Source organism: Haliscomenobacter sp. (assembly GCF_033763495.1).
In the GTDB taxonomy this organism is placed as follows: Bacteria; Bacteroidota; Bacteroidia; order Chitinophagales; family Saprospiraceae; genus Haliscomenobacter.
In genome coordinates this window covers 15,310-35,173 of record NZ_JANRKL010000087.1, presented here as the reverse complement: position 1 = coordinate 35,173, position 19,864 = coordinate 15,310, and the positions used below count along the sequence as shown (strand labels likewise).

14 protein-coding genes are annotated in these 19,864 nt (G+C 48.9%); 5 read left to right on the top strand and 9 right to left on the bottom strand.

All coding sequences use genetic code 11. From position 1 onward, the window contains the following. Positions 1-89: 89 nt before the first annotated feature. From SFV55_RS09390 to SFV55_RS09370, 5 genes are all read right to left on the bottom strand, one after another. A complete protein-coding gene (locus tag SFV55_RS09390) occupies positions 90-2,447 on the bottom strand; it encodes an alpha-xylosidase (RefSeq protein ID WP_320029234.1) in 2,358 nt (785 codons plus the stop codon). Positions 2,448-2,568: 121 nt separating this feature from the next. Then, positions 2,569-4,098: a calcineurin-like phosphoesterase family protein gene (locus tag SFV55_RS09385; protein ID WP_320029233.1), complete on the bottom strand. Its 1,530-nt coding sequence runs from the start codon at positions 4,096-4,098 to the stop codon at positions 2,569-2,571. A gap of 247 nt (positions 4,099-4,345) precedes the next feature. Beyond that, positions 4,346-5,728 (bottom strand): class II fumarate hydratase, encoded by a 1,383-nt coding sequence (gene fumC, locus SFV55_RS09380; protein WP_320029232.1) that lies wholly within the window; start codon positions 5,726-5,728, stop codon positions 4,346-4,348. A 158-nt stretch (positions 5,729-5,886) separates the two neighbouring features. Continuing rightward, positions 5,887-6,099, bottom strand: coding sequence for a hypothetical protein (locus SFV55_RS09375; RefSeq protein ID WP_320029231.1), 213 nt, complete (start codon positions 6,097-6,099; stop codon positions 5,887-5,889). Then, positions 6,096-6,860 (bottom strand): Rpn family recombination-promoting nuclease/putative transposase, encoded by a 765-nt coding sequence (locus SFV55_RS09370; RefSeq protein ID WP_320029230.1) that lies wholly within the window; start codon positions 6,858-6,860, stop codon positions 6,096-6,098. The genes SFV55_RS09375 and SFV55_RS09370 overlap by 4 nt, the downstream gene beginning before the upstream one ends. Positions 6,861-7,066: 206 nt before the next feature. On the opposite strand from SFV55_RS09370, the gene SFV55_RS09365 reads away from it, so the two are divergent. Further along, positions 7,067-7,279, top strand: a complete 213-nt coding sequence (locus SFV55_RS09365) for a DUF433 domain-containing protein (protein ID WP_320029229.1) — start codon at positions 7,067-7,069, stop codon at positions 7,277-7,279. Between the two features lie 68 nt (positions 7,280-7,347). Continuing rightward, complete coding sequence (locus SFV55_RS09360; RefSeq protein ID WP_320029228.1) at positions 7,348-7,587, top strand: DUF433 domain-containing protein; 240 nt, start codon at positions 7,348-7,350, stop codon at positions 7,585-7,587. A 112-nt stretch (positions 7,588-7,699) separates the two neighbouring features. Here SFV55_RS09360 and SFV55_RS09355 read toward each other — a convergent pair whose 3' ends face one another. From SFV55_RS09355 to SFV55_RS09340, 4 genes are all read right to left on the bottom strand, one after another. Then, positions 7,700-11,074, bottom strand: a complete 3,375-nt coding sequence (locus SFV55_RS09355) for a DEAD/DEAH box helicase (RefSeq protein ID WP_320029227.1) — start codon at positions 11,072-11,074, stop codon at positions 7,700-7,702. A gap of 82 nt (positions 11,075-11,156) precedes the next feature. Then, on the bottom strand, positions 11,157-11,864 hold the full coding sequence (locus tag SFV55_RS09350; RefSeq protein ID WP_320029226.1) for a hypothetical protein: 708 nt from the start codon (positions 11,862-11,864) through the stop codon (positions 11,157-11,159). Positions 11,865-12,032: 168 nt separating this feature from the next. Next, positions 12,033-12,755 carry a hypothetical protein gene (locus SFV55_RS09345; RefSeq protein ID WP_320029225.1) on the bottom strand — a complete coding sequence of 241 codons (723 nt, stop codon included), beginning with the start codon at positions 12,753-12,755 and terminating at the stop codon, positions 12,033-12,035. Positions 12,756-12,909: 154 nt separating this feature from the next. Beyond that, positions 12,910-13,674 carry an SH3 domain-containing protein gene (locus tag SFV55_RS09340; protein ID WP_320029224.1) on the bottom strand — a complete coding sequence of 255 codons (765 nt, stop codon included), beginning with the start codon at positions 13,672-13,674 and terminating at the stop codon, positions 12,910-12,912. A 378-nt stretch (positions 13,675-14,052) separates the two neighbouring features. Here SFV55_RS09340 and SFV55_RS09335 point away from each other — a divergent pair, with 378 nt between their 5' ends. From SFV55_RS09335 to SFV55_RS09325, 3 genes are all read left to right on the top strand, one after another. Beyond that, the gene (locus SFV55_RS09335) at positions 14,053-16,830 is read left to right on the top strand and encodes a T9SS type A sorting domain-containing protein (protein WP_320029223.1); all 2,778 of its coding nucleotides are present in this window, start codon (positions 14,053-14,055) and stop codon (positions 16,828-16,830) included. Between the two features lie 147 nt (positions 16,831-16,977). Next, positions 16,978-18,732 carry a phospho-sugar mutase gene (locus tag SFV55_RS09330; protein WP_320029222.1) on the top strand — a complete coding sequence of 585 codons (1,755 nt, stop codon included), beginning with the start codon at positions 16,978-16,980 and terminating at the stop codon, positions 18,730-18,732. A gap of 223 nt (positions 18,733-18,955) precedes the next feature. After that, the gene (locus tag SFV55_RS09325) at positions 18,956-19,864 is read left to right on the top strand and encodes a S1/P1 nuclease (protein ID WP_320029221.1); all 909 of its coding nucleotides are present in this window, start codon (positions 18,956-18,958) and stop codon (positions 19,862-19,864) included.

The following is a 19,864-nucleotide window of genomic DNA, read 5'->3' as shown; positions in this document are numbered from 1 at the left end:
TTTGACCAGGACTGTGTCAAAGTCGCTGCGGTAGCCCACTTCTAAACTCAAAACTCATGTACTCTTCACTCTTAATTCAACTATTTTAATCATTTAATCATCCACTTGATTTTCCCCGCATAAGGATCTTTTGCCAATGTTCCTTTGCCATTTTTCATCGTCACATTCACTTCTTGCAACACATTTTCCGCAGGTAAACAAACCTTGCCTTTGGCCGCACCAGTGCTGGTATAGGTTTGTAGCGTGATTTTTGACCAGTCAATTTGATCCGTACTTTGCGCCAATTCCGCATGGGGGATTACGGCTCCATCCCGGATCATCACCACCAAAGACAACTTGCCGCCATCAATCACATGCCAGCCGCCGTTGTACACTTTGCCCGTTTGGTAATCGATCCATTTGCCCTCTGGCAGGTATACCTTGCGCTGGGTGGCACCTGTTTCAAAAAGGGGTGCAACCAACATATCCGAGCCCAGGAGGTATTCATTTTCGATGAGCCAGGAACCTGGGTCTTGAGGGAATTCCACAAAAAGGGCGCGCAACATCGGCAGGCCCTTTTCACTGGAAGCTTTGGCTTGAGCATAAATGTAGGGCATCAGCCGATAGCGGGTTTCGGTCGCATTGCGGAAATGGTTCAAAAAATTTTCGCTGAATTCCCAGGGCTCTTTGGGGGCTTGGCCATGACAACGAGAGTGCGAGCTAAACAGGCTAAAGGGTGCCCAACGGCGGTACAATTCCTCCGGCGTGCGGGTCGTAAAGCCCCCTGCATCGTGACTCCAAAAAGTAAAACCAGACAAGCCCAGTGACAAACCTCCCCGCAACTGCGCCTCCATACCCATGTCGGAGCATTCCGCGTCACCACCCCAATGTAGCGGGTAACGCTGGCTGCCCGCCCAGGTACTGCGCGCCCAGATGATGTGGTCTCCGGTAATTTGTTTGGTGATGTCGGCTACGGTTTTGTTGTAGCGCAAGGGATAGAGGTTGTGCTCGTAAAAACCGCTGCGGCCATTGGCGTAAATGCCATTCAAAGGGGCTGCTTCCCCAAAGTCAACTTTGATGACCGAAACGCCGAGTTTCAACAAGTTGCCAATTTTATCCTGATACCATTTGATGGCGTTGGGATTGGTAAAATCGAGCACCGCGTCTTCATAAGGCAACCCACCTTTGGGGTTTTTTACATGCAATCCTTTGGCAATGATCTCCGGAAAAAGGTCATTTTTGGGCACAAAATAAGGCAATTGCCACAAGCAGGTGCGGAAACCCTGGGCTTTGAGGTCACTGATCATTTTTTGTGGATCAGGAAAACGATCCTTCGCAAATTGGTAATCACAACGCCAATCCGTACCAAACCAGCCGGTGTCAAAGTGGATCACATCCGATGGAATGCCATTTTTCCGCAGCAGGTTGGCCACATTCCGACCATCTGCTTCTGAGAAATACGTGATTCGGCTCATCCATAACCCAAAGGACCACAGTGGCGGCATACTGGCTTTGCCCGTCAGGTTGGTGTATTCATCCAGAATGTCTTTGGGCTCCCCTAAAAACACGAACAAGTCCAGGTTTTCATCCCCTATCATCAGGTTGGTTACAGCACCATAAGTAGCCCCAAAATCGCAGGTAACCGGAGACGAGGTGTGCATGAACATCCCATAACCACGGCTGCTCATGAAAAAAGGTATCGGCTTGTACATCCCGGCATTTTCCACACCATTGGGGTCGGTGGTAAACAGGTTGACCTTTTGGCCGTATTTGTTTAGGCTGGTGAAAGACTCGCCACAGCCGTAGATTTTTTCATCGGGCGACAAAGCAAATGCAGCACTCACACTCCTAGAATAATCCCCCGCTCGGCGTACAAAAGAAAAGGGCAGGATGGGGGTAAAAGAGCGGCTGTTACTCTGGTGCCAGGTTTTGGTCAGTAATTTGCCGCTGGCATCCCTGAATTCGATGGTCCAGGGGTTGGGTGTAATGGTTACACTACCAAATGCACTTTTGTACTGGTGCCCATTGGGAGTTTTGCTGTATTGCCAGGAATTGTCCTTGCCGGGTTCTTTGACTAGCATTAAAGAAGGCTCGGTGACTGGAGCAGCCTGCCCGGTATTGGCCCGAATCCGTACCGCACGTGGCGATACAAACTCTACACTAAAAGGCAGCACTGGGTCCACCGCGTACTCTATGCCCGGAAATTCATTGCCCTGAATTTTGCGAAGCCCCGCCTGGGTGTTGTTGAAGGCATGTGCCGGGTAATACTCGTTGCGCCGCCATTTGAGCTGGCCCTGGCCAGTGGCGGGGTCGAAGGCGGCGAGGCTGTCGGCCAGGAAATAGGTGTTGGTAAAATCCCTGAAGTCTTTGCTCAAGTCCAGGGGTTCGTTGAGGAGGGTTGTGCTGTGTTGGGCTGTTGCACATAGTGCCCAGCCCAACATCAGGAAGGTGCTGATAAATTGCTTCATCACTAAATGTTGTTTATTTGTTTATGAGGCCGAAAGTAAGCACAAAAATCAAAAGGCAACTAGGCATCCTTTGTAATGGAGCAAAATAAATGTTCATTTTTTATAACCCTTTAATTTGAGTTTACCCCTTAATCTTCGTTTTGGCCAACGTATTGACCTCCAAAAAATGCCCCCCCCCATACTGCTCCCCATTTTTTTCCACAATCCTGACTTCCAACTGGTGTTTGCCATCCCCCAGGCCTTTGGGTAACGTGCCTTTCCACAAGTGCAGGTTCACTTTGGCCCCCATCCAGATGTCGTATTTGTCGCGGTGGGTGGTCAAAAATTCTTCCACGTAGGCATCGGTGCCTTCAAACTGTTTGAGGGGAATAAACTCACCCCCATTCCAACTCACTTCAATCGTGGCATCGGGCGGCGTGGCAAAAGCATTGACAACCAACTCGCCAGCACTTGAACCAAGGCTACGTGGAAAGCGCAGGACGTAGCGCGATTTGCTCTCAGGTACTCCTAATGGTTTGAATTGGCACTTCACAGTGGTACCGGAAAACTGACAAACAAAATATCCATTGGGGGCCCCATCCATCGCCATACGCACGGGCAGGCCATCCTCTTCCAGGGGCCCTTGCCACCAGGCGCCACAAATGGCACCGGAAATCAGTTCTGGAAAAGGCACGTTGCGTTGCTCCCAACCACCTTCCTTCAAATCAACTTGTTCAATGGTATGGGTATGCGCCGAGGCCGCAAACAAGTGGGGGCGTTTTTTTAACAAAGCATACAAATCCCGTCGGTTCATGATGTTTCGGTAGGGGTTGTGCGCTGCTGTTTTGGTATAAATGGGGATGTGTGAAAGGATAAAAACGAGTTTATCTTGGGGGACTAGCGCCAGATCATTGGCCAACCACTCCAACTGCCGGGCATCCAGCCGCCCTTCGGTGATGCCTTGTTCGTCGCGTTTCAGGTTCCAGCCGCTGTAGTCTACATCATCCAACACCACAAAATGCACCTGACCATAATCAAAGGAATAATAGGTGGGGCCAAAAAAGTATTGGAAACTTTCGCGGGCATACCGATTTTGGGTGGCCCGGATGTTGATGTCGTGATTGCCCATGACTACGTGCCATGGTTTGCCAATTTCTCCAATGGCAGCCTGCACTTCAGGATGTACTTCCAGTTCATCCCAGGCGAGATCGCCGAGGGGGATCATAAAGTCGGCCTGTTCTTGTTGCAAAGCAGGAACAGCCAAACGACGAAAATACTCAACTTCTTTGCTGGTTTCGGGCTGGATGTCGCCCATTAAAATGGCGGTAAACTCAGCTTTGGCCTCCGTTTTGATCAAATAAAAATTCAGTGGGTTCGGCACTTCACCCGTTGGCTCAATGGCAGGATAAGGGCTCAACCGCTCGGGTTCAGGCGAGCCATTGGGGCGGTAGAGGTAATAAAACTGCGGCTGCTGGTGTTCATTTAACGGGAAGGTGTAAGCGGCAGGCTCGGTAAGGATGATGCTACAGTCTTCTTCTAGCGGCAGTTCATAGTAACCGTGCTCATCGGTCAAAACGACCTGGCGTTGGTTGCTGACCATCACGCCGGGAATGCCGCGGGTGCTTCCCTGTTCATAGACGTAGCCACTGGCTGTTTGTTTTATCGGGTGCATGGGTGGAGTGGTTATGGGGTTTAGGATAAATCAGTTCAACGCACCGTAGAGACGCACGGCCGTGCGTCTCCACAATCCTGCATTTTCTGCTGGCACAAGTCTCCAGACTTGTACCAATATCAACACGTCTTTTACGTGTAAGAACGCTGTATTTTTGCGTTGCTTGTGCGTCAGAGACGCGAAAATACTGGTACAAGTCTGGAGACTTGTACCAGCGTAAGCAGACTCTTATCAGCGGAGGGCAGTCCTAAATCATTTCTTCAGGCCGCACCCACTCATCAAATTGTTCGCTGGTCAACAAGCCCAGATCGATGGCAGCTTGTTTCAGCGTGGTATTTTCAGCGTGTGCTTTTTTGGCGATGCTGGCCGCGTTGTCGTAGCCAATTTTGGTATTCAATGCCGTTACCAACATCAGGGAATTGTTGAGTTGGTCGGTAATGCGGGCGTAGTTGGGTTCGATGCCCACCGCACAGTTTTCGTTGAAGCTCACACAAGCATCGCCGATCAAACGCGCTGAGGTCAGGAAGTTGAAGATGATGACCGGCTTGAACACGTTGAGTTCAAAATGGCCGTTCATGCCTCCAATGTTGATGGTTACGTCGTTGCCCACTACTTGTGCCATGGCCATGGTCATGGCTTCGGATTGGGTAGGGTTCACCTTGCCGGGCATGATGGAAGAACCAGGCTCGTTGGAAGGAATGATGATTTCCCCAATCCCCGAACGTGGACCAGAAGCCAACAAACGGATGTCATTGGCAATTTTCATCAAGGAAACCGCGACCGTTTTTAGTGCGCCGTGGGCTTCTACCAGGGCATCGTGAGTAGCCAGGGCTTCAAATTTGTTGGGTGCCGTAACGAAGGGCATGCCGCTCAATTTCGCGATGTGGCTCGCAACGTTTTCAGCGTATCCCGGAGGAGTGTTCAAACCCGTACCAACAGCGGTACCACCCAGGGCCAATTCAGCCACGTGTGGCAAGGTATTTTTGATGGCACGAATGCCATAGTCCAATTGCGCTGCATAACCAGACAGCTCCTGGCCCAAGGTCAGAGGGGTTGCATCCATCAAGTGGGTACGGCCAATTTTAACCACCTTCATGTATTCAGCCGCTTTGGCTTTGAGGGTGTCGCGCAGCAATTCGATGCCGGGGATGGTGGTTTCCACCAATATTTTGTAGGCGGCAATGTGCATCGCCGTAGGGAAGGTATCGTTGGAAGACTGTGACTTGTTCACGTCGTCGTTGGGGTGCAGTACCTTTTTGGCATCCTCCAAAGTCCCGCCGGTGATGACGTGAGCGCGGTTGGCGATCACCTCATTGACGTTCATGTTGGATTGGGTGCCCGACCCGGTTTGCCACACCACCAAAGGGAATTGGTCATCGAGTTTTCCTTCCGAAATTTCATCACACACCTGGGCGATCAAATCGGTTTTTTCCTTGGACAATTCCCCAGCTTCAAAGTTGGTAAAAGCGGCGGCTTTTTTCAAGATGGCAAAAGCACGGATGATTTCCAGGGGCATCAGGTGCCCACCAATTTTGAAATTCTCCTTGGAGCGTTGGGTTTGTGCGGCCCAGTACTTGTCAGCGGGTACATCTACGTAGCCCAGACTGTCTTTTTCTTTGCGGAAAGCCATGATGTGGTCTGCTTAGCGTTTGGTTTAAAAAAGTGCCGCAAAGATAGGAAATTTGGGGAAGGTTTGGAAGGGAATTGGGAGGAGAATTATTAGGGAGAAGTATCCTTTTTCTTGGACTAGATTTTGATGTTTTTTGACTTGGGGTTATCAAAACAAGCCTAAACAAATTTAGCCTGATAAGCTTCCAGCGTTTGAAGAGCTGCGGCTTCACTTAAACCTTCTTCCTGCAAGTGGGCCAAAAGGATTTCGATCACATGATCCTGGTTTGTGCCGGATAGTAAGGCGATTTTCTCGAGGGAAAATTCCTGGAGTTGCCATAGATTTTTAACAACTTCGCGCTCTTTGAGTTCGGCGCCTTGAGCTTTAATCATGTCATGTCATAAGTACTCATCGCATTATTATTTAAGCCATCCGGAATTTGTTGAATGAACTCGTTAACGGTTTCTTCGGCAATTTCGGTGTTTTTGAAAAGATATGCAAGGAGTGAAACTACAAAGTCTCTGACCTGCTGGTTTTGTGGCTCAAGGTTAACGAAGATCAATTCGGGGTTTTTAAGGATGAATTGCGGTTTCCAAATGTGCTTGAGCATGAGTAGGGCATTAATGAGCAAGCCCTTTTTCAGTTCCAAAATTTGCTCGTCGGAAAGGGTTTGAACACTAGTCAATACATAGTCGAACCGTGGTAAAAAAGGGAGCAGGCTTTGGGGTAAACTTTTGCCAAAATAGCTACTCAAATCCCGCTTTCGCCACTTCCGCAAGCCATGATAAACAACAATCGGTACAATTGGGCTGAGCGGCTGCTTTTGTTTGTGTTGCTCCTGCCAGGCATCCAAAAGATAGCGCAACAGTTGCAAATGAGGAAAACCATCAGGAGCGCTTTTGTGCTCAAATAAAAATGAAATCCAAACCTTACTCTTGCCCTCCTTTAGTGGGCAGCGGTAAATCACATCAGAGAAGTATTCCTCCAATTCCGGCGTAACCCAAGCACCATTCATTCGTTCCAGTTGGCTCAAATCCAGCGTTTGGTGTACATCCTGAGGCAACAACTGCTCCAGGTAATCCCGTGCAATTTCCAAACGTCCAAAGGAGGCTTTGAAAAATTCATCGTGAGATTTGCGGGGAAAATCTGGCATCAGGGAATGAAACTAGGTTGTGGAATCCGCTATCGGAGTACAAGGTAAGGGAGCTTGTTAGAGCCAGCAAGGCACTTTTGACGGGTTTTGACCAGGGCAAAATGAGGGGATTGGGAAGGGTGGGGAGCTGGTTCAAGAAATGTGGGCTGGTCTTACTTGATTCAATGGCAAAATAAACATAAGTTTGTAAGAAGATTTCAGAACCTATGCCAAACGTAAATTTTACCGGATTTAAACGTATCGTTGCTGATCCTGATAATTGTGATGGACAACCTCGTTTAGAAGGTACTCGCATCACAGTGGCGGCTATTTTATCCTATTTGGCGGGAGGGATGAATGTAGACGAGATTGTAGCAGCTTATCCAAAATTGTCTAATACCGATGTGTATGAGGCGATTGCATTTGCTGCGGCACATTAATTTGATGACTATAGACAGAATCCGTATCCGAAAATCACCCTTGTACAGCTAAAAACATTCACCAGCTCATGGAGTATCTTCTTGAACGCATTTCGGTAGACCCCAATATCTGTTTCGGCAAACCTTGCATCAAAGGAACCCGGATTTGGGTTGCGCTGATTTTAGACTTTTTGGCAGCAGGGAATACTTTTGAGGAGATCTTGGAGGCGTATCCTTATCTTAGTCAGGAAGATATTTTGGCGTGTATTGGGTATGGGGCAGCGATGTCGCGAGAGCATTTTGTAAATATCAATATGGCTATAGCTTAAGTCTAAGCATTTCGAACTTCCATCGGCAATATTAACACGAGTCCAGGGACTTACCGATCAACTGCAAATTTATGGAAGGTAAATTTGTTTCCAGACAACCTCCACTAATAACCTACACCCCAAAACACACCCCCATCAATTCCCGATACACCTCATTCCCGCTCAACAATTCCCCATTCCCCAAAATGATCAACTGCTCCCTTGCCCGGGTCAGCGCCACGTTCAACTTCCTATCCACCCCTTCCTCCGACAGCGAAATCAGCGAACGAAACTGATTCACCGTATTGGTACTCAGCGAAATGATGATGATGTCCCTTGCCCCGCCCTGGTAGCGTTCCACGGTGTCGATGGTGATGCGGTCCAGGTCGATGTTTTTTTGCGAGAGCACCTGGCGGATTTGGGCGATTTGCGCCCGGTAAGGGGTGATGATGCCCACGCTGCGCGCGGTGAAGTTTCGCCCCTGCTGCTGGTACAAAGCCTGGATTCTTTCCACCAATTCCCCCACCAGTTCCGCTTCGTAGCGGTTGGTTTTGTGCGCGGCGCCCACGTTGTCGAGGGGGGTGGAGCAAAAAATCATCCGTTTTTGGCGCAGGGCCTGTTCCAGTACGGGGGCCTCCAGTTCCAGGGGGTGTTCCAGTACCTTGACCTGCACCTCATGCCCTGGCGTATCCGGGGGCAAGATTCGCAGGCGTTCCTCGTAAAAATAGCGGCTCGGGAAGGCCATGATGTCCTGGTGCATGCGGCCCTGGTGGCTGAGTTGGGCGTAGGCGTGTTGCCAGCCCTGGGTTTGGGCGCGTTTGTAGAGGCGCTCGAAGAAGGAATTGCGCAGGTCGTACAGGCCGATGTCGTACAAGCGGGTATCGTACACCTTGGACAGTTCAGTATCCTGGGCCACTACGGCGGGCAATTGTTTGTGGTCGCCAATCAGCAGGAAGTGTTTGAACCTCGGCAACAAGCCCACCAACATCGGCTCCAGAATTTGTGAAGCCTCATCAATCACCACCCGCTGGAAGCTTTTGAGGGCAAACAATTCGGGTTTGCCAATGATGGAAGCCACCGTAGCGACCATGATGCGGTGCCCTTCTACCAATTCCTTCAGGTCTTTGCGGGTGTTGATGCGTTGGGACAGTACACTCAGGAGCCGATCCTGGTACGCGGGTGCTGTCGAGTAGCGGGAACCAATGCGAATGTACTGGCTGCGCATGCTGGGCGAATAGGCTTCGATGGCTTCACAAATTTCGTCGACCGCCCGATTGGTATAGGCCAGCAGCAAAAGGTTGTCCTGGGTATGGTCGGCCCAATGCCCGACGAGGTGTTTGAGCATCACACTGGTTTTGCCCGTGCCAGGAGGGCCCCAGAGCAGGAAGTAATCTTGCGAAGCCAGGATGGAATGGAAAATCTCCTGTTGCTCCAGCGTCATTTCGGCGGGAGCAGGACTGGCGGGAAATTCCCGGGGTGCCGCGGGTGCAGTGATGCCCAGCAGAAGTTTGCGTTTGGAAATGCTGCTACTTCCCCACTCAAACAAGCCGCGGTATTGAGCAGTGAAACTGTTGTCGAGCAGGTCGTGCTCCAGGTTCCACCAGGCATATTCCTTAAAAATCTGGTCGTTGAATTGGCGCGAACGCAGGCTCACCGTCACCGTTTGGGCACTCAATTCAATGATGCTGCACTTGAAGAGTTGGTTGCGTAGGGGCGATTGCTCCTCGTTGACAAAGGGGTACAACACGGCAATATCGCCAGCACGGAAGTTGGCCAGTGGATTGGTATGCTCACTGCGGGCAAAACGAATGATTGCTTCATCGGCCCGCGCCTGATTGTCGGTGATTTGCAGGTGGCTCAGGATTTCAAAATGCTCCTGCTTTTCGTGGAAGGGATTCAGCCAAAGGGCAGCCTGCCCATTGATGCTTTCGATGCCATCTAGACCGGTTTTGGCCAGTTTGTGCTCGCGGGCAATGAAGCCGGTGAAAGCGGTAAAGTAGGCCCTTTCCAACTCACTCAAGGAACTGTACACCCGCTGAAAATGCTCTTGATCGCGCTGGGCAAACTTGCTGGCGGATTGAAAACGAAAATCGGCCATGAGGTTTTGCAGGCGCTGGGTATGGTCTTCAAGGTTGTCTTCTCCCTGGCCGGGCAGGCCCAGTCCTTGCAGCGTATGCTCCAGGGCCAGGATGTGGTTGCGCACCTGGAGCGCCTCCCACTGGTTGCTGCGGTTGACGGGGGCAAATTTGAGGTTGTCGGTTTCCAGGGCAGAGTACAAGATGTAACTGGTCGGGTCAATTTCCTTGCCGTAAGTGGCCCGGATGATCAGGTCGTACAATAAGGTCTGGATGTAGTGCCCCGTATTGATTTTGAACTGATTGGGTTTAAAGAGTTTGCCACTTTTGAGTTCCACGATGGCCGATTTGTTGCCGTGGCGGTACAGGGCATCCAAACGCCCTTGCAAGCCATGAATGTTGGAATAAAAGGTGGGTTCGAGGTAACACTGCTCAGGATGAATGCCCTGGGCGGGAAAACTCAATACGATTTCCCGTTGTAAGTTGACAAAATGAGCTTGGGAGCGGTGGTGCAAGTCGGCTAGTTCCCGATTGTCCAACAAACAAAAAGCCAGTGGATTGAGGGCGAATACTTTGATGAACACGACCCGAAAATCCTGATGCGGATTGTGCATCAATTCATCGAGGAAAAAGTTGGCAATATGCCCCAGCAGCAAGGCCGAACTGGAGCTAAAGGGCAAAAACTTCTTCAACAAGTAAGTTTCCGGCACGGTATGATCGGTGTCAAAACACTCGGCTACGCCCGTTACATCCACCAAATGGTCGGGCTCCACCACAAAGGCTTGGGGGCGGTAGTAGCCCTCTGTATCAACCTCTACTTCCAGCAGATTGAGCAGAATGGGGAACCCAAAGGTTTGGCGCAAGGCCCGGATGGTGGGGTTAAAGCCCTCGTTGCGCTCGGGCAGGTTGTATTTGACCAGGATGTTTTCGTCCGGTCTACTTTCATCTTTGACCAGGAGGCATTGCTCCTTGGGGCGGTCCTCCAGAGCCAAAACCCGCACCACCGGGCGGTATTCCTTGATGTCGACCGGACGGAAGGTTTGGGGCCAACTGGGGGGAACCTGGTTGAGCAAAACATTCGGAGCGGGAGTTTTGCTGAGGCCCTGAATGGTTTCCAAAACAACTTTATAGGCAAAACCCGGCAAAAAATGGTGATCCGAACGCAAGTCCCCTTTTTGCCGCACCTCCTGGGCCACCTTGCGGAAATGATGTTGGTAAAATTGGAGCTTTTTGTCCAACTGAAATTTTTGCCCCGCGAAGGCCATACGCGAGAATAAGTTCACAAAGCGCAGTCGCTCTTCCTTGGTGGCCTCCATCAGCATCACCACGAGCAATTGATAGCAGGCCTCGGTTTGGGCTGCCGCGTCGAGTTGATCGTTTTCGATGATTTTTTGGAGTTCCTGGTAGAAGAGTTGAGCGAGTTGTGGTAGCATTTGGTGGTGTTTAGTTGACAAAAATAAGATTTGTTTTGAATCATTTCGATTTAAAATAATAAATTTTCACCAAAATACCCCATTATAGCAATTGAATGATTTGGTTTAATAATTGTTGAATAGAATGCTGCGCTGGGGGACAGCTAACTCCAACATATTTGAAGCTATCTTTTTCTCGCAAAAAAACCGAAACATAATTGCCATCCATACAACTTAAATGAAACCTAGTAGGGAAACCCCAAAATCCAATTTTTTGGATAAAATTTCTAATGTCACTGTATTGTTCTTTGCTAATGGGTTTTTCTTTTTTTTCCAATATAGTGAAGCATTCTTTTGTAATGGTTTTCGGGCCAGTTATATAGTTGCAATCAGGATCGCGTAAGATTTTTTTATAAATAATTTTATTGGATTCTAAATGATAAATTTCTGAAATCAGAGACAGTGAACCCCAATTTCCCAATTGCAAAAAAAAGGTATCTATCGATGGATTGTGGAAAGCATTCGTGAATGCGTGCAACTTTTGGTCAAAAAAAGGTTCTTCCAGCGCGGTTTGAACCAATGAATCTTGAGTCTGTCGCATCTTTCCATCTCGTATCTCAGCTTCTAGATTCTTTTTCCAGCTTTTGGGGCCAATATCCAAAATATCATTCAAGTCCCTACGCCGGTATTTTTCAGGTATTTGATTGTATTTCCAAATTAAGATTTGTAACGCTTGTTCCTTGGAAAGTTCTGGTGAATTTGAGGACCCTCGGATCGTAAACAATAAACAGATCAGGAGTAACTTTTTCATTTGTTGTTTTAGATAAAACGTGGAGCTCATCAAAGGTTACACTAGTTCTGAAAGGGTTTTATGTTGAAATTATTCCACATGAAATTCCTTCAGGATTGACCAATAACCCTTTGGTAGCTTGCTATTGCCATAAACTCTCTTCAGGAATCCATGGCCCAGGTTTTATACTCACTCTTCCAGCAATGCTTTGACCCGATTGAGAATAACCCTTAAAGGATGTAAATCGGCTGGACAGTGTACTACTGAAACCTTGTAATCGTCCTTGGTTTTACAATATACAGTTATCACTTCTCCGTCAATACATGAATTGTTGAACCGACTGGGGAAGCGGTTGAATCCACAGGCCATCAAATATTGGTAAACTGAGTCAATGCGGATTTTTTTTGGTGTCTCCTCCCTTTGAGCCAAATACTTAAAGGATTCTTTATCAAAGATTTGCTTTTTCGAATTTGGAAGGGTGCAGGAATCATCAATTTCGATTCGTTTGTAGTGGCATCGGTGGGCATCCAAATAGTAGAGATTGCTGATAAATGAGGACTCTTCCCACTGACGAACCACCAGAAAAAAAGAATCCCGTAATTGTTGCGAGGAAAAAGAATTGACAATTTTCCCAGTCCTGTAATCTACAAAAGGCTCGTCTATGGCACTAAAATAAAGCGAGTCCAGTTTATACCGATACGCAACTCCTTCAATAGCTTGTTTAAGTTCAATTTGCTGGTCAACAGGTTTAAGTAAAAACAAGTCACTCAAATCCCAGAATTGAAGGTATTCTGGCAATTTTTGATATTCAGCCATTAAATGTTGGAGTTCTTGCACTTGTTGTTCTTTATCGGTGCGTTGACACCCACTTATGATTAGCAGGGCTGGTAGGAGGAATAAAACCCTTTGCATAAATCTGGATTTAACCCGTCAGTAAATCGCACTTATACGCCTTCGGCGTGGAGCGAAACGTTGTGATCGTCGTGTACGTCGTGGCGAATAAACCAGCATCGAAGCTGCGCAAAAACGTTTCACCTCAAGACTAATCTTGTTGAAACAACCCCACCTAATCCGCAATCCCCGTATAAGCAATCTTCAACAATTTTTGAGTCTCCGTCCCTTCCGTACTCCTGGAAATTACTGCTCCCCAGCCGCCGCCTTCCGAACGATAATAATAGCTGATTTTGATCAATTGTCCGGATTTATCGCGCTCCACTTTCATTTCATCCGACCAGGCCTGTTCCTTTTTGTCGGGGTTGGGAATGATGGTTTCAACTGCCCGGTTAACTTTGGGGTACAGCAATTTTGGTGGGATGTTCAACAGCAGTTTGGCAATCAAAAAAGCCTCTTGCCAGTTTTGAGTAGACAAATGGATCGAACTTTCCGAAGAATAAATCCCTCCATAGTCCATGGTATGCTCTTCGTGCAGCACGGTAGCATCGGGAACTTCCCGGAGTTTTTCCACATAGGTTTCAATTTTATACTCACCTTCCGTGTTGATGGCTTTTTTGGGTGGTGGAAATTTGGAAAGGTACCCATCAAAGATATACCCCGTTTTAGTCCCGTATTTCACCTGGGCCATCCCGCCGCTGAGTTGGTCGATGTTCATGTTTTTGGCTGCGGGTGGAGCGATTAGGGTTACTTTTCCGCCCAGAGGAACCAGGTCCAATTTGGCGGAATTGGGATCAGCGTCTTTGCGCAAGTTCAGACCACTTGGGGCCAACACGTAGTAGGTGGAGGTATCTTCCACAAAGGACGTACAGAAAATACCCAGAAGAACAAACAACAGGGCAACGCCCGCCAGGAGTAGGCGATGTTTGGATCGAATCATTTGGTGCATAGTCGTTTTTGAGTTTTGTAGCAACAAGATAGCGGGTAAATTAGGTATTTGAGGCTTAGAGCATGTCTAATTTTTTTTGTTTTGCTGCAAATGGCCCGATTTGGGCTTAGAACAAAAATATTTAGACATGCTCTGAGCCTAGGCAATTTTTTTCATGCTCCAAACGCTATTACATAGTGCCGCTTTCTGCAAAGCAGTTCGTCCATTCCAACAAAGATTTGATTTTCAGTTTTTTATTATGATTTTATCACTTGTTCCAGTTGTTTAAAGTGGGACACTCCTCGCTTGTATTCCTTTTATTTTGCAGCCAGAAAATCAGTGACCTACCCAAAACTTTTTCAATTCATTCATGCTTTAAATAACCGATTTATGATCAGACGCTTATTCCCCCTACTGCTGTTAGTACTGTGCCTTGGGCTCAACTTTAGCCAGGCCCAAACCACCAAAATCAAAAAAGTAGTTTTCCAGGGTTTCTGGTGGGACTACAAAAACAACAACTATCCCAATGGTTGGGCCAACTACCTGGCCGAACTGGCACCCCGCCTCAAACAAATCGGTGTCGATGCCGTATGGGTACCACCCTCTTACAAAAACCAGTCGCCAACCTGGGTCGGCTACGGCCCCATGGATCACTATGACCTGGGCGACAAGTACCAAAAAGGCAGCCCCACTACTGCAACTGGTCTGGGTACCAAAGACGAATTCCTGCGCATGGTTGCCGTAATGCACGCCAATGGGATTGAGGTCATCCAGGACATCGTGCTCAATCACGTGGACGGTGCAGGCACCACCAGCGGTGCCGGAGGGCAAGACCCCAATGCTTTCTCCATGCAAAGCAACTCGGGCTACAAAAACTTCCGCTATTCCAGCTATGCCACTCCCGCCATCGACGAGTCGCAAAACGACTACTGGACGCGCAGCGGTCGCTGGGCAAAAAACTACCGCAACTTCCACCCCAACGACAACAACAACTGCAGCACAGGAGACATCTGTTCCGCCTATTTTGGGCCAGACATCGATTATACTGCCACTTCCTACGGCCAAAGCTCAAACATACCTACTTCGGGCGTTCCGGCAGGTTATCCCGCTACTCGCCCCTACCACAACCCTGCACAAGGCTATGATTACATGTACAACGGGGCAATTGACTGGTTAAAATGGTTCAAAAAACAAAGTGGTGTTGATGGCCTGCGCTGGGATGCCGTCAAACACTTCAGCATTTACCCCCAACGCGATGGTACCCGCCGGGTGAAATATGATATTGGTTGGGCCAATGGCGGTTACTCCATGCTCAACATCGGCGAATGGATTGGTAGCACTGGCGACCTGGATGGCTATGTGACCAACATGGCTCAGGCCAGCGTGGGCTACGGTTATGAAGAACATACCGGCACTTTTGACTTCAACCTGCGCGCTTATGGCTCCGGCGGAAGTTTGTACGAGATGGTGACCCAAAACATGAGTGGTAGCTACAACCTCGCCAACCTGCCCGGCTTGCAACAGAGCAAACGGTACAACGATTATGCCTCTCCTTCCGCCCGGGTTCACCGCACCATTCCTTTTGTAAATAGTCACGATACCTATCGCCCCTATCTGGCCGCTAATGGCAATTTCCTAAAAGGCTTGGGTGACGCCACTGGCTGGAATGAAGGCCAGGAGCTAGGTGGCAATGGCAAACACATCGACCCCCGCGAACCCCGCATGGCTGCTGCTTACGCCGTAATCATGGCCATGGATGGTAACCCAATTGTCTTTTTTGAGGATATGTTTAATGTTGGTACCACTGGCAAAAGGTTCTCACACCTCCCAACCAGCACGACCGACCTGCCCAACTGGAACGATGTTAACAACCTGGTTAAGTGCCACCAAAAATTACAATTTAAAGAAGGGGTTTACAAAGTGCGCAGTGCCGAAGCCGGGGCCTGGTATCCAGCTGGTTCCAGCGCCAACAACCACCTGGTATTTGAGCGCAGCGCCAAAGCTATCATCGGTGTAAACGACCAGTACAGCACCGATCAGGAATTGTGGATCGATTCCGATTTTGCTCCTGGAACCATCCTGATGGATTATTCCGGGGCCAATGGCACCATGACTTCCACCGTGCAGGGTGACAAGCGGGTATACATCAAAACCAAGGCGGTTGGGCACAGCGTATCTGGCGTGTATGGACACGGCTATTCGGTTTGGGCACCTGTACCCGGCAATACCCCATTCACTACCGTAGCCAACATGTTTGCCCACCTGAATTACACGCCTCAACGCAGCGCCGTTACTGATCAGGAGTGGGAAATGGATAATGATTTGGGAGATAGCCACTGTAGCTCTCTGGGCCAGGGAGGACGCACCCCCGACAACTCGCCAAACGACCGGGTGGTGGGTAAAATTTATGTCAAATCCAGCAGTACGGTAAGTTATGCCATCACCTTGGGTAATCCTGGCGGCAGCCTGACCATCAATTTCTGCGACCTCGCTGGCAATGTAATCCACGCCAAAAGTGGAAGCACCGCTAGTGTGACGGGCAACTTCAGCAACGCATCTAACCGCTGGTTGACCATCAAAATCCGTAATACCAATACGGGCTACAATGGCCAGAAGTGTTATGTAAAAGTGAGTTATTCGGCCCCTGCCAGCATCACCGCAGCCAGTACTCCATCCGCTACTACCAAGTCGATCTGGACCAGCAACGGTGGCTCCAGCAACTGGAACGATTGCCGCAACTGGGAGGAAGGCAAAATTCCTAGTTGTACCGCTGCCGTATTGATTCCACACGCGGTGAAGTACATGCCTGTTCCCGATCCATGTTATACCGGAACGATCACCAATCTTTCTGGTGCTCCAATGCCTTCCAAGCTGAATGAAAACGGATTGCGTACAGGTGCGCTGCCTAGCCACTTCGAGTTCAATGCCCAGGTTTACCCCAATCCAACTGATGGTGTGAGTACGCTCAATGTAGAAACCTCGGCGGAGTCTTTTGCCCTACTTAAAGTTTACAATACCCAGGGGCAGCTGATTGCTACCAGCAAACATCAGCTCTGGACTGGACAAAATACCCTCAGCCTCGACCTACAAGACCAAACTAAAGGCATTTACTTGCTCGTGTTGGAAACAGCGCATACCCGCTGGCATGCGAAGGTGAGTAAATTCTAAAGCTCATTTACTGATTGGTGTTTTATTTTGGAAAAAGCGGTGTGAATGCTCCGCTTTTTTCTTTTTTGGTCATTGAAAAATAGATTAAAAACTTAGTTTTACACCTGTCTAACTTTTCAATCGAAAACAGTCCGAAAAGCGCCAACCATGTCGAACGCAATTGATGCACCAACCCGCCAGCGGATCCAAAGCTGGCTCGATGGCAATTACGATGCCCAAACCAAAGCGGCCATTCAGGCTTTGCTGGATGCCAACAATGAAACCGAACTCATCGATTCTTTTTACAAGGATCTGGAATTCGGCACCGGAGGATTACGCGGCATTATTGGGGTAGGTTCCAATAGGATGAACCGCTACACCGTAGGTGCAGCAACCCAGGGCTTGGCCAACTACCTGAACCAAAATTTCCCCGGCACCGAAATTAAAGTGGCCATTGCGCATGACAGCCGCAACATGTCGCCGGAATTCGCCCGTATAGTAGCCGATATTTTTTCAGCCAATGGCATCAAGGTCTTTTTGTTCAAGGCTCTGCGGCCTACACCGGAGTTATCCTTTGCCATCCGACATTTGGGTTGCCACAGCGGTGTGGTGATCACTGCTTCTCACAACCCGCGTGAATACAATGGCTATAAGGCGTATTGGACCGATGGCTCCCAGGTAGTTGCGCCACACGATGCCAATATTGTAGCCGAGGTCAACAAAATCCAATCCCTATCGGACATTCATTTTGATGGCAATTCGGCTCTGATCAGCATGGTCGGAGAAGAAGTGGATGCGGAATTTTTGAAAACCATCCAGGCCAACAGCATCAACCCGGCAGTCATCAAACGCCAGCACGACCTCAAAATCGTGTATACTCCGATCCATGGCACAGGTATTACGCTGGTGCCCAAGGCGCTGGAACTAGTAGGTTTCACCAATGTCCATATCGTAAAGGAGCAAGCTGAACCAGATGGAAACTTCCCAACGGTGGTATACCCCAACCCCGAAGAACAAGAGGCCATGTCGATTGCTATGCAACAAGCCAAAGCGATGGACGCGGATCTGGTCATTGCCACCGATCCCGATGCCGACCGTGTAGGTGCAGCCGTTAAAAACCAGGCGGGCGAATGGCAATTGCTCAATGGCAACCAAATGGCCAGTCTGATCATTTATTACCTACTGCAAGCATGGAAAGATGCAGGCAAATTGCAGGGCAAAGAATTTGTGGCCAAAACCATCGTAACCACCAACATCATCGACGCCATGTGCGCTGCTTATGGGGTGCCTTGCTACAATACTTTGACAGGCTTCAAATACATCGCGCAGGTGATTCGGGAACTGGAAGGCCAGTCTAAATTCATCGCAGGTGGTGAAGAAAGTTATGGCTACCTGATTGGTGATGCGGTACGGGATAAGGATGCCGTGGCTTCCTGCGCCATGATCGCCGAACTTACGGCCTATGCCAAAGACCAGGGCTTGAGCCTGATTGACTTCCTGACGCAGATGTACCAAAAGCATGGTTTTTATTACGAGGGTTTGATTTCTTTGACCAAAAAAGGCAAAGCTGGGGCGGAGGAAATCCAAAAAATGATGGCAGATATGCGCAGCAATCTGCCCAGCTCGGTAGCAGGTTCTGCGCCTGTTGAGGTTTTGGATTACAAAAGCCTGACCCGGAAAAACCTCAAAACAGGTGAAACAACGCCCATCCCCCAGGGTATGGGTATCGAGCCATCCAATGTAATCCAACTCATTTTGGAAGACGGCACCAAGGTGTCTGCTCGCCCTAGTGGCACCGAGCCCAAGATTAAGTTTTACGTATCGGTGAATGCGCCACTGAATGATCCTGCTGATTATGATGCTACCCTGGAAAGCCTGAAGGCGAAAGTGAAGGCGATTCAGGTGGATTTGGGGTTGGTTTGATTATTTCGGATTTCGAGATTTCGGATTTCGGCCAGCATCCACGCCTGAAAGTCCGCCGAAATCCGAAATCCCAAATCCGAAATTAATTTCACTAGGGGCGATAAAAAAATAAGTGATCATTTTGCCCGAGGATTAGATAAGTAAACGTTTCATTTCAAGTGGCTTATCTAATCCTCGGGCTCAGGAAAAATGATCACTTATTTTTGCCCCACTACTCTTTTCTATGAAAAAAATACTCTTTTTAACCCTGATTCTTTTGGGCAGCATCCAGGCCAAGGCCTGGTGGGATCATGGGCATATGGTTACCGCCATGATTGCATACCTCAATCTGGACAAAAAAGCCAAAGCCAAGGTGGATTCACTGACCGCAGTGCTGGCACGGGACTATCCGCAGGTGAACCATTTTATTGTTACCGGTCCCTGGCCCGATGACCTCAAAGCAGATGGGATACATGCCTATGATACCTGGCACTATGCAGATTTCCCGATCAATAATGATGGTTTGGTTGTACATGCAATGCCAGAAGTAAATGCCATTTGGGCAGTCAATCAATGCAATAGCATTTTGAAAGCGCCACAGGCCAAACCCATGGAAAAGGCGCGCTTTTTGTCGTTTTTGGTGCATATCGTAAGCGATCTGCATCAACCCTTACACGCTACAGCTCGCTTTACCAATGATATACCTGGTGGCGACGCAGGGGGCAACCTTTTCCCCTTAAAAGGTACCTGGCGCAACCTCCATGCCCTATGGGACGATGGTTGTGGTGCATTGAGCAAATACAACGATCTTCGCCCTTTTGGCAAACCCAAAGTGCCTCTTTCCGAAGCTCAGATTGAAAGTGTGCGGGATTTGGCTAAAGACTTGATGAAGCAATACCCTGAAAAAAGTTTTGACAACTTAAAAACACTTGATCCTGATTTTTGGGCCTTGGAAAGCAATAAGCTGGCGGCTAAATATGTCTACGGCGTCAAAGGCAAAGACGATCAAGGGCGCAACCAATACCTGCGGCCCAATGACGAGCCTACCCCTTTTTATTTGGAACAAGGACAGGAAGTAGTGCGCAAACAATTGACTTTGAGCGGTTACCGCTTGGCGGCGATACTCAATGATTTGTTTGGGGAGCAAAAGTAG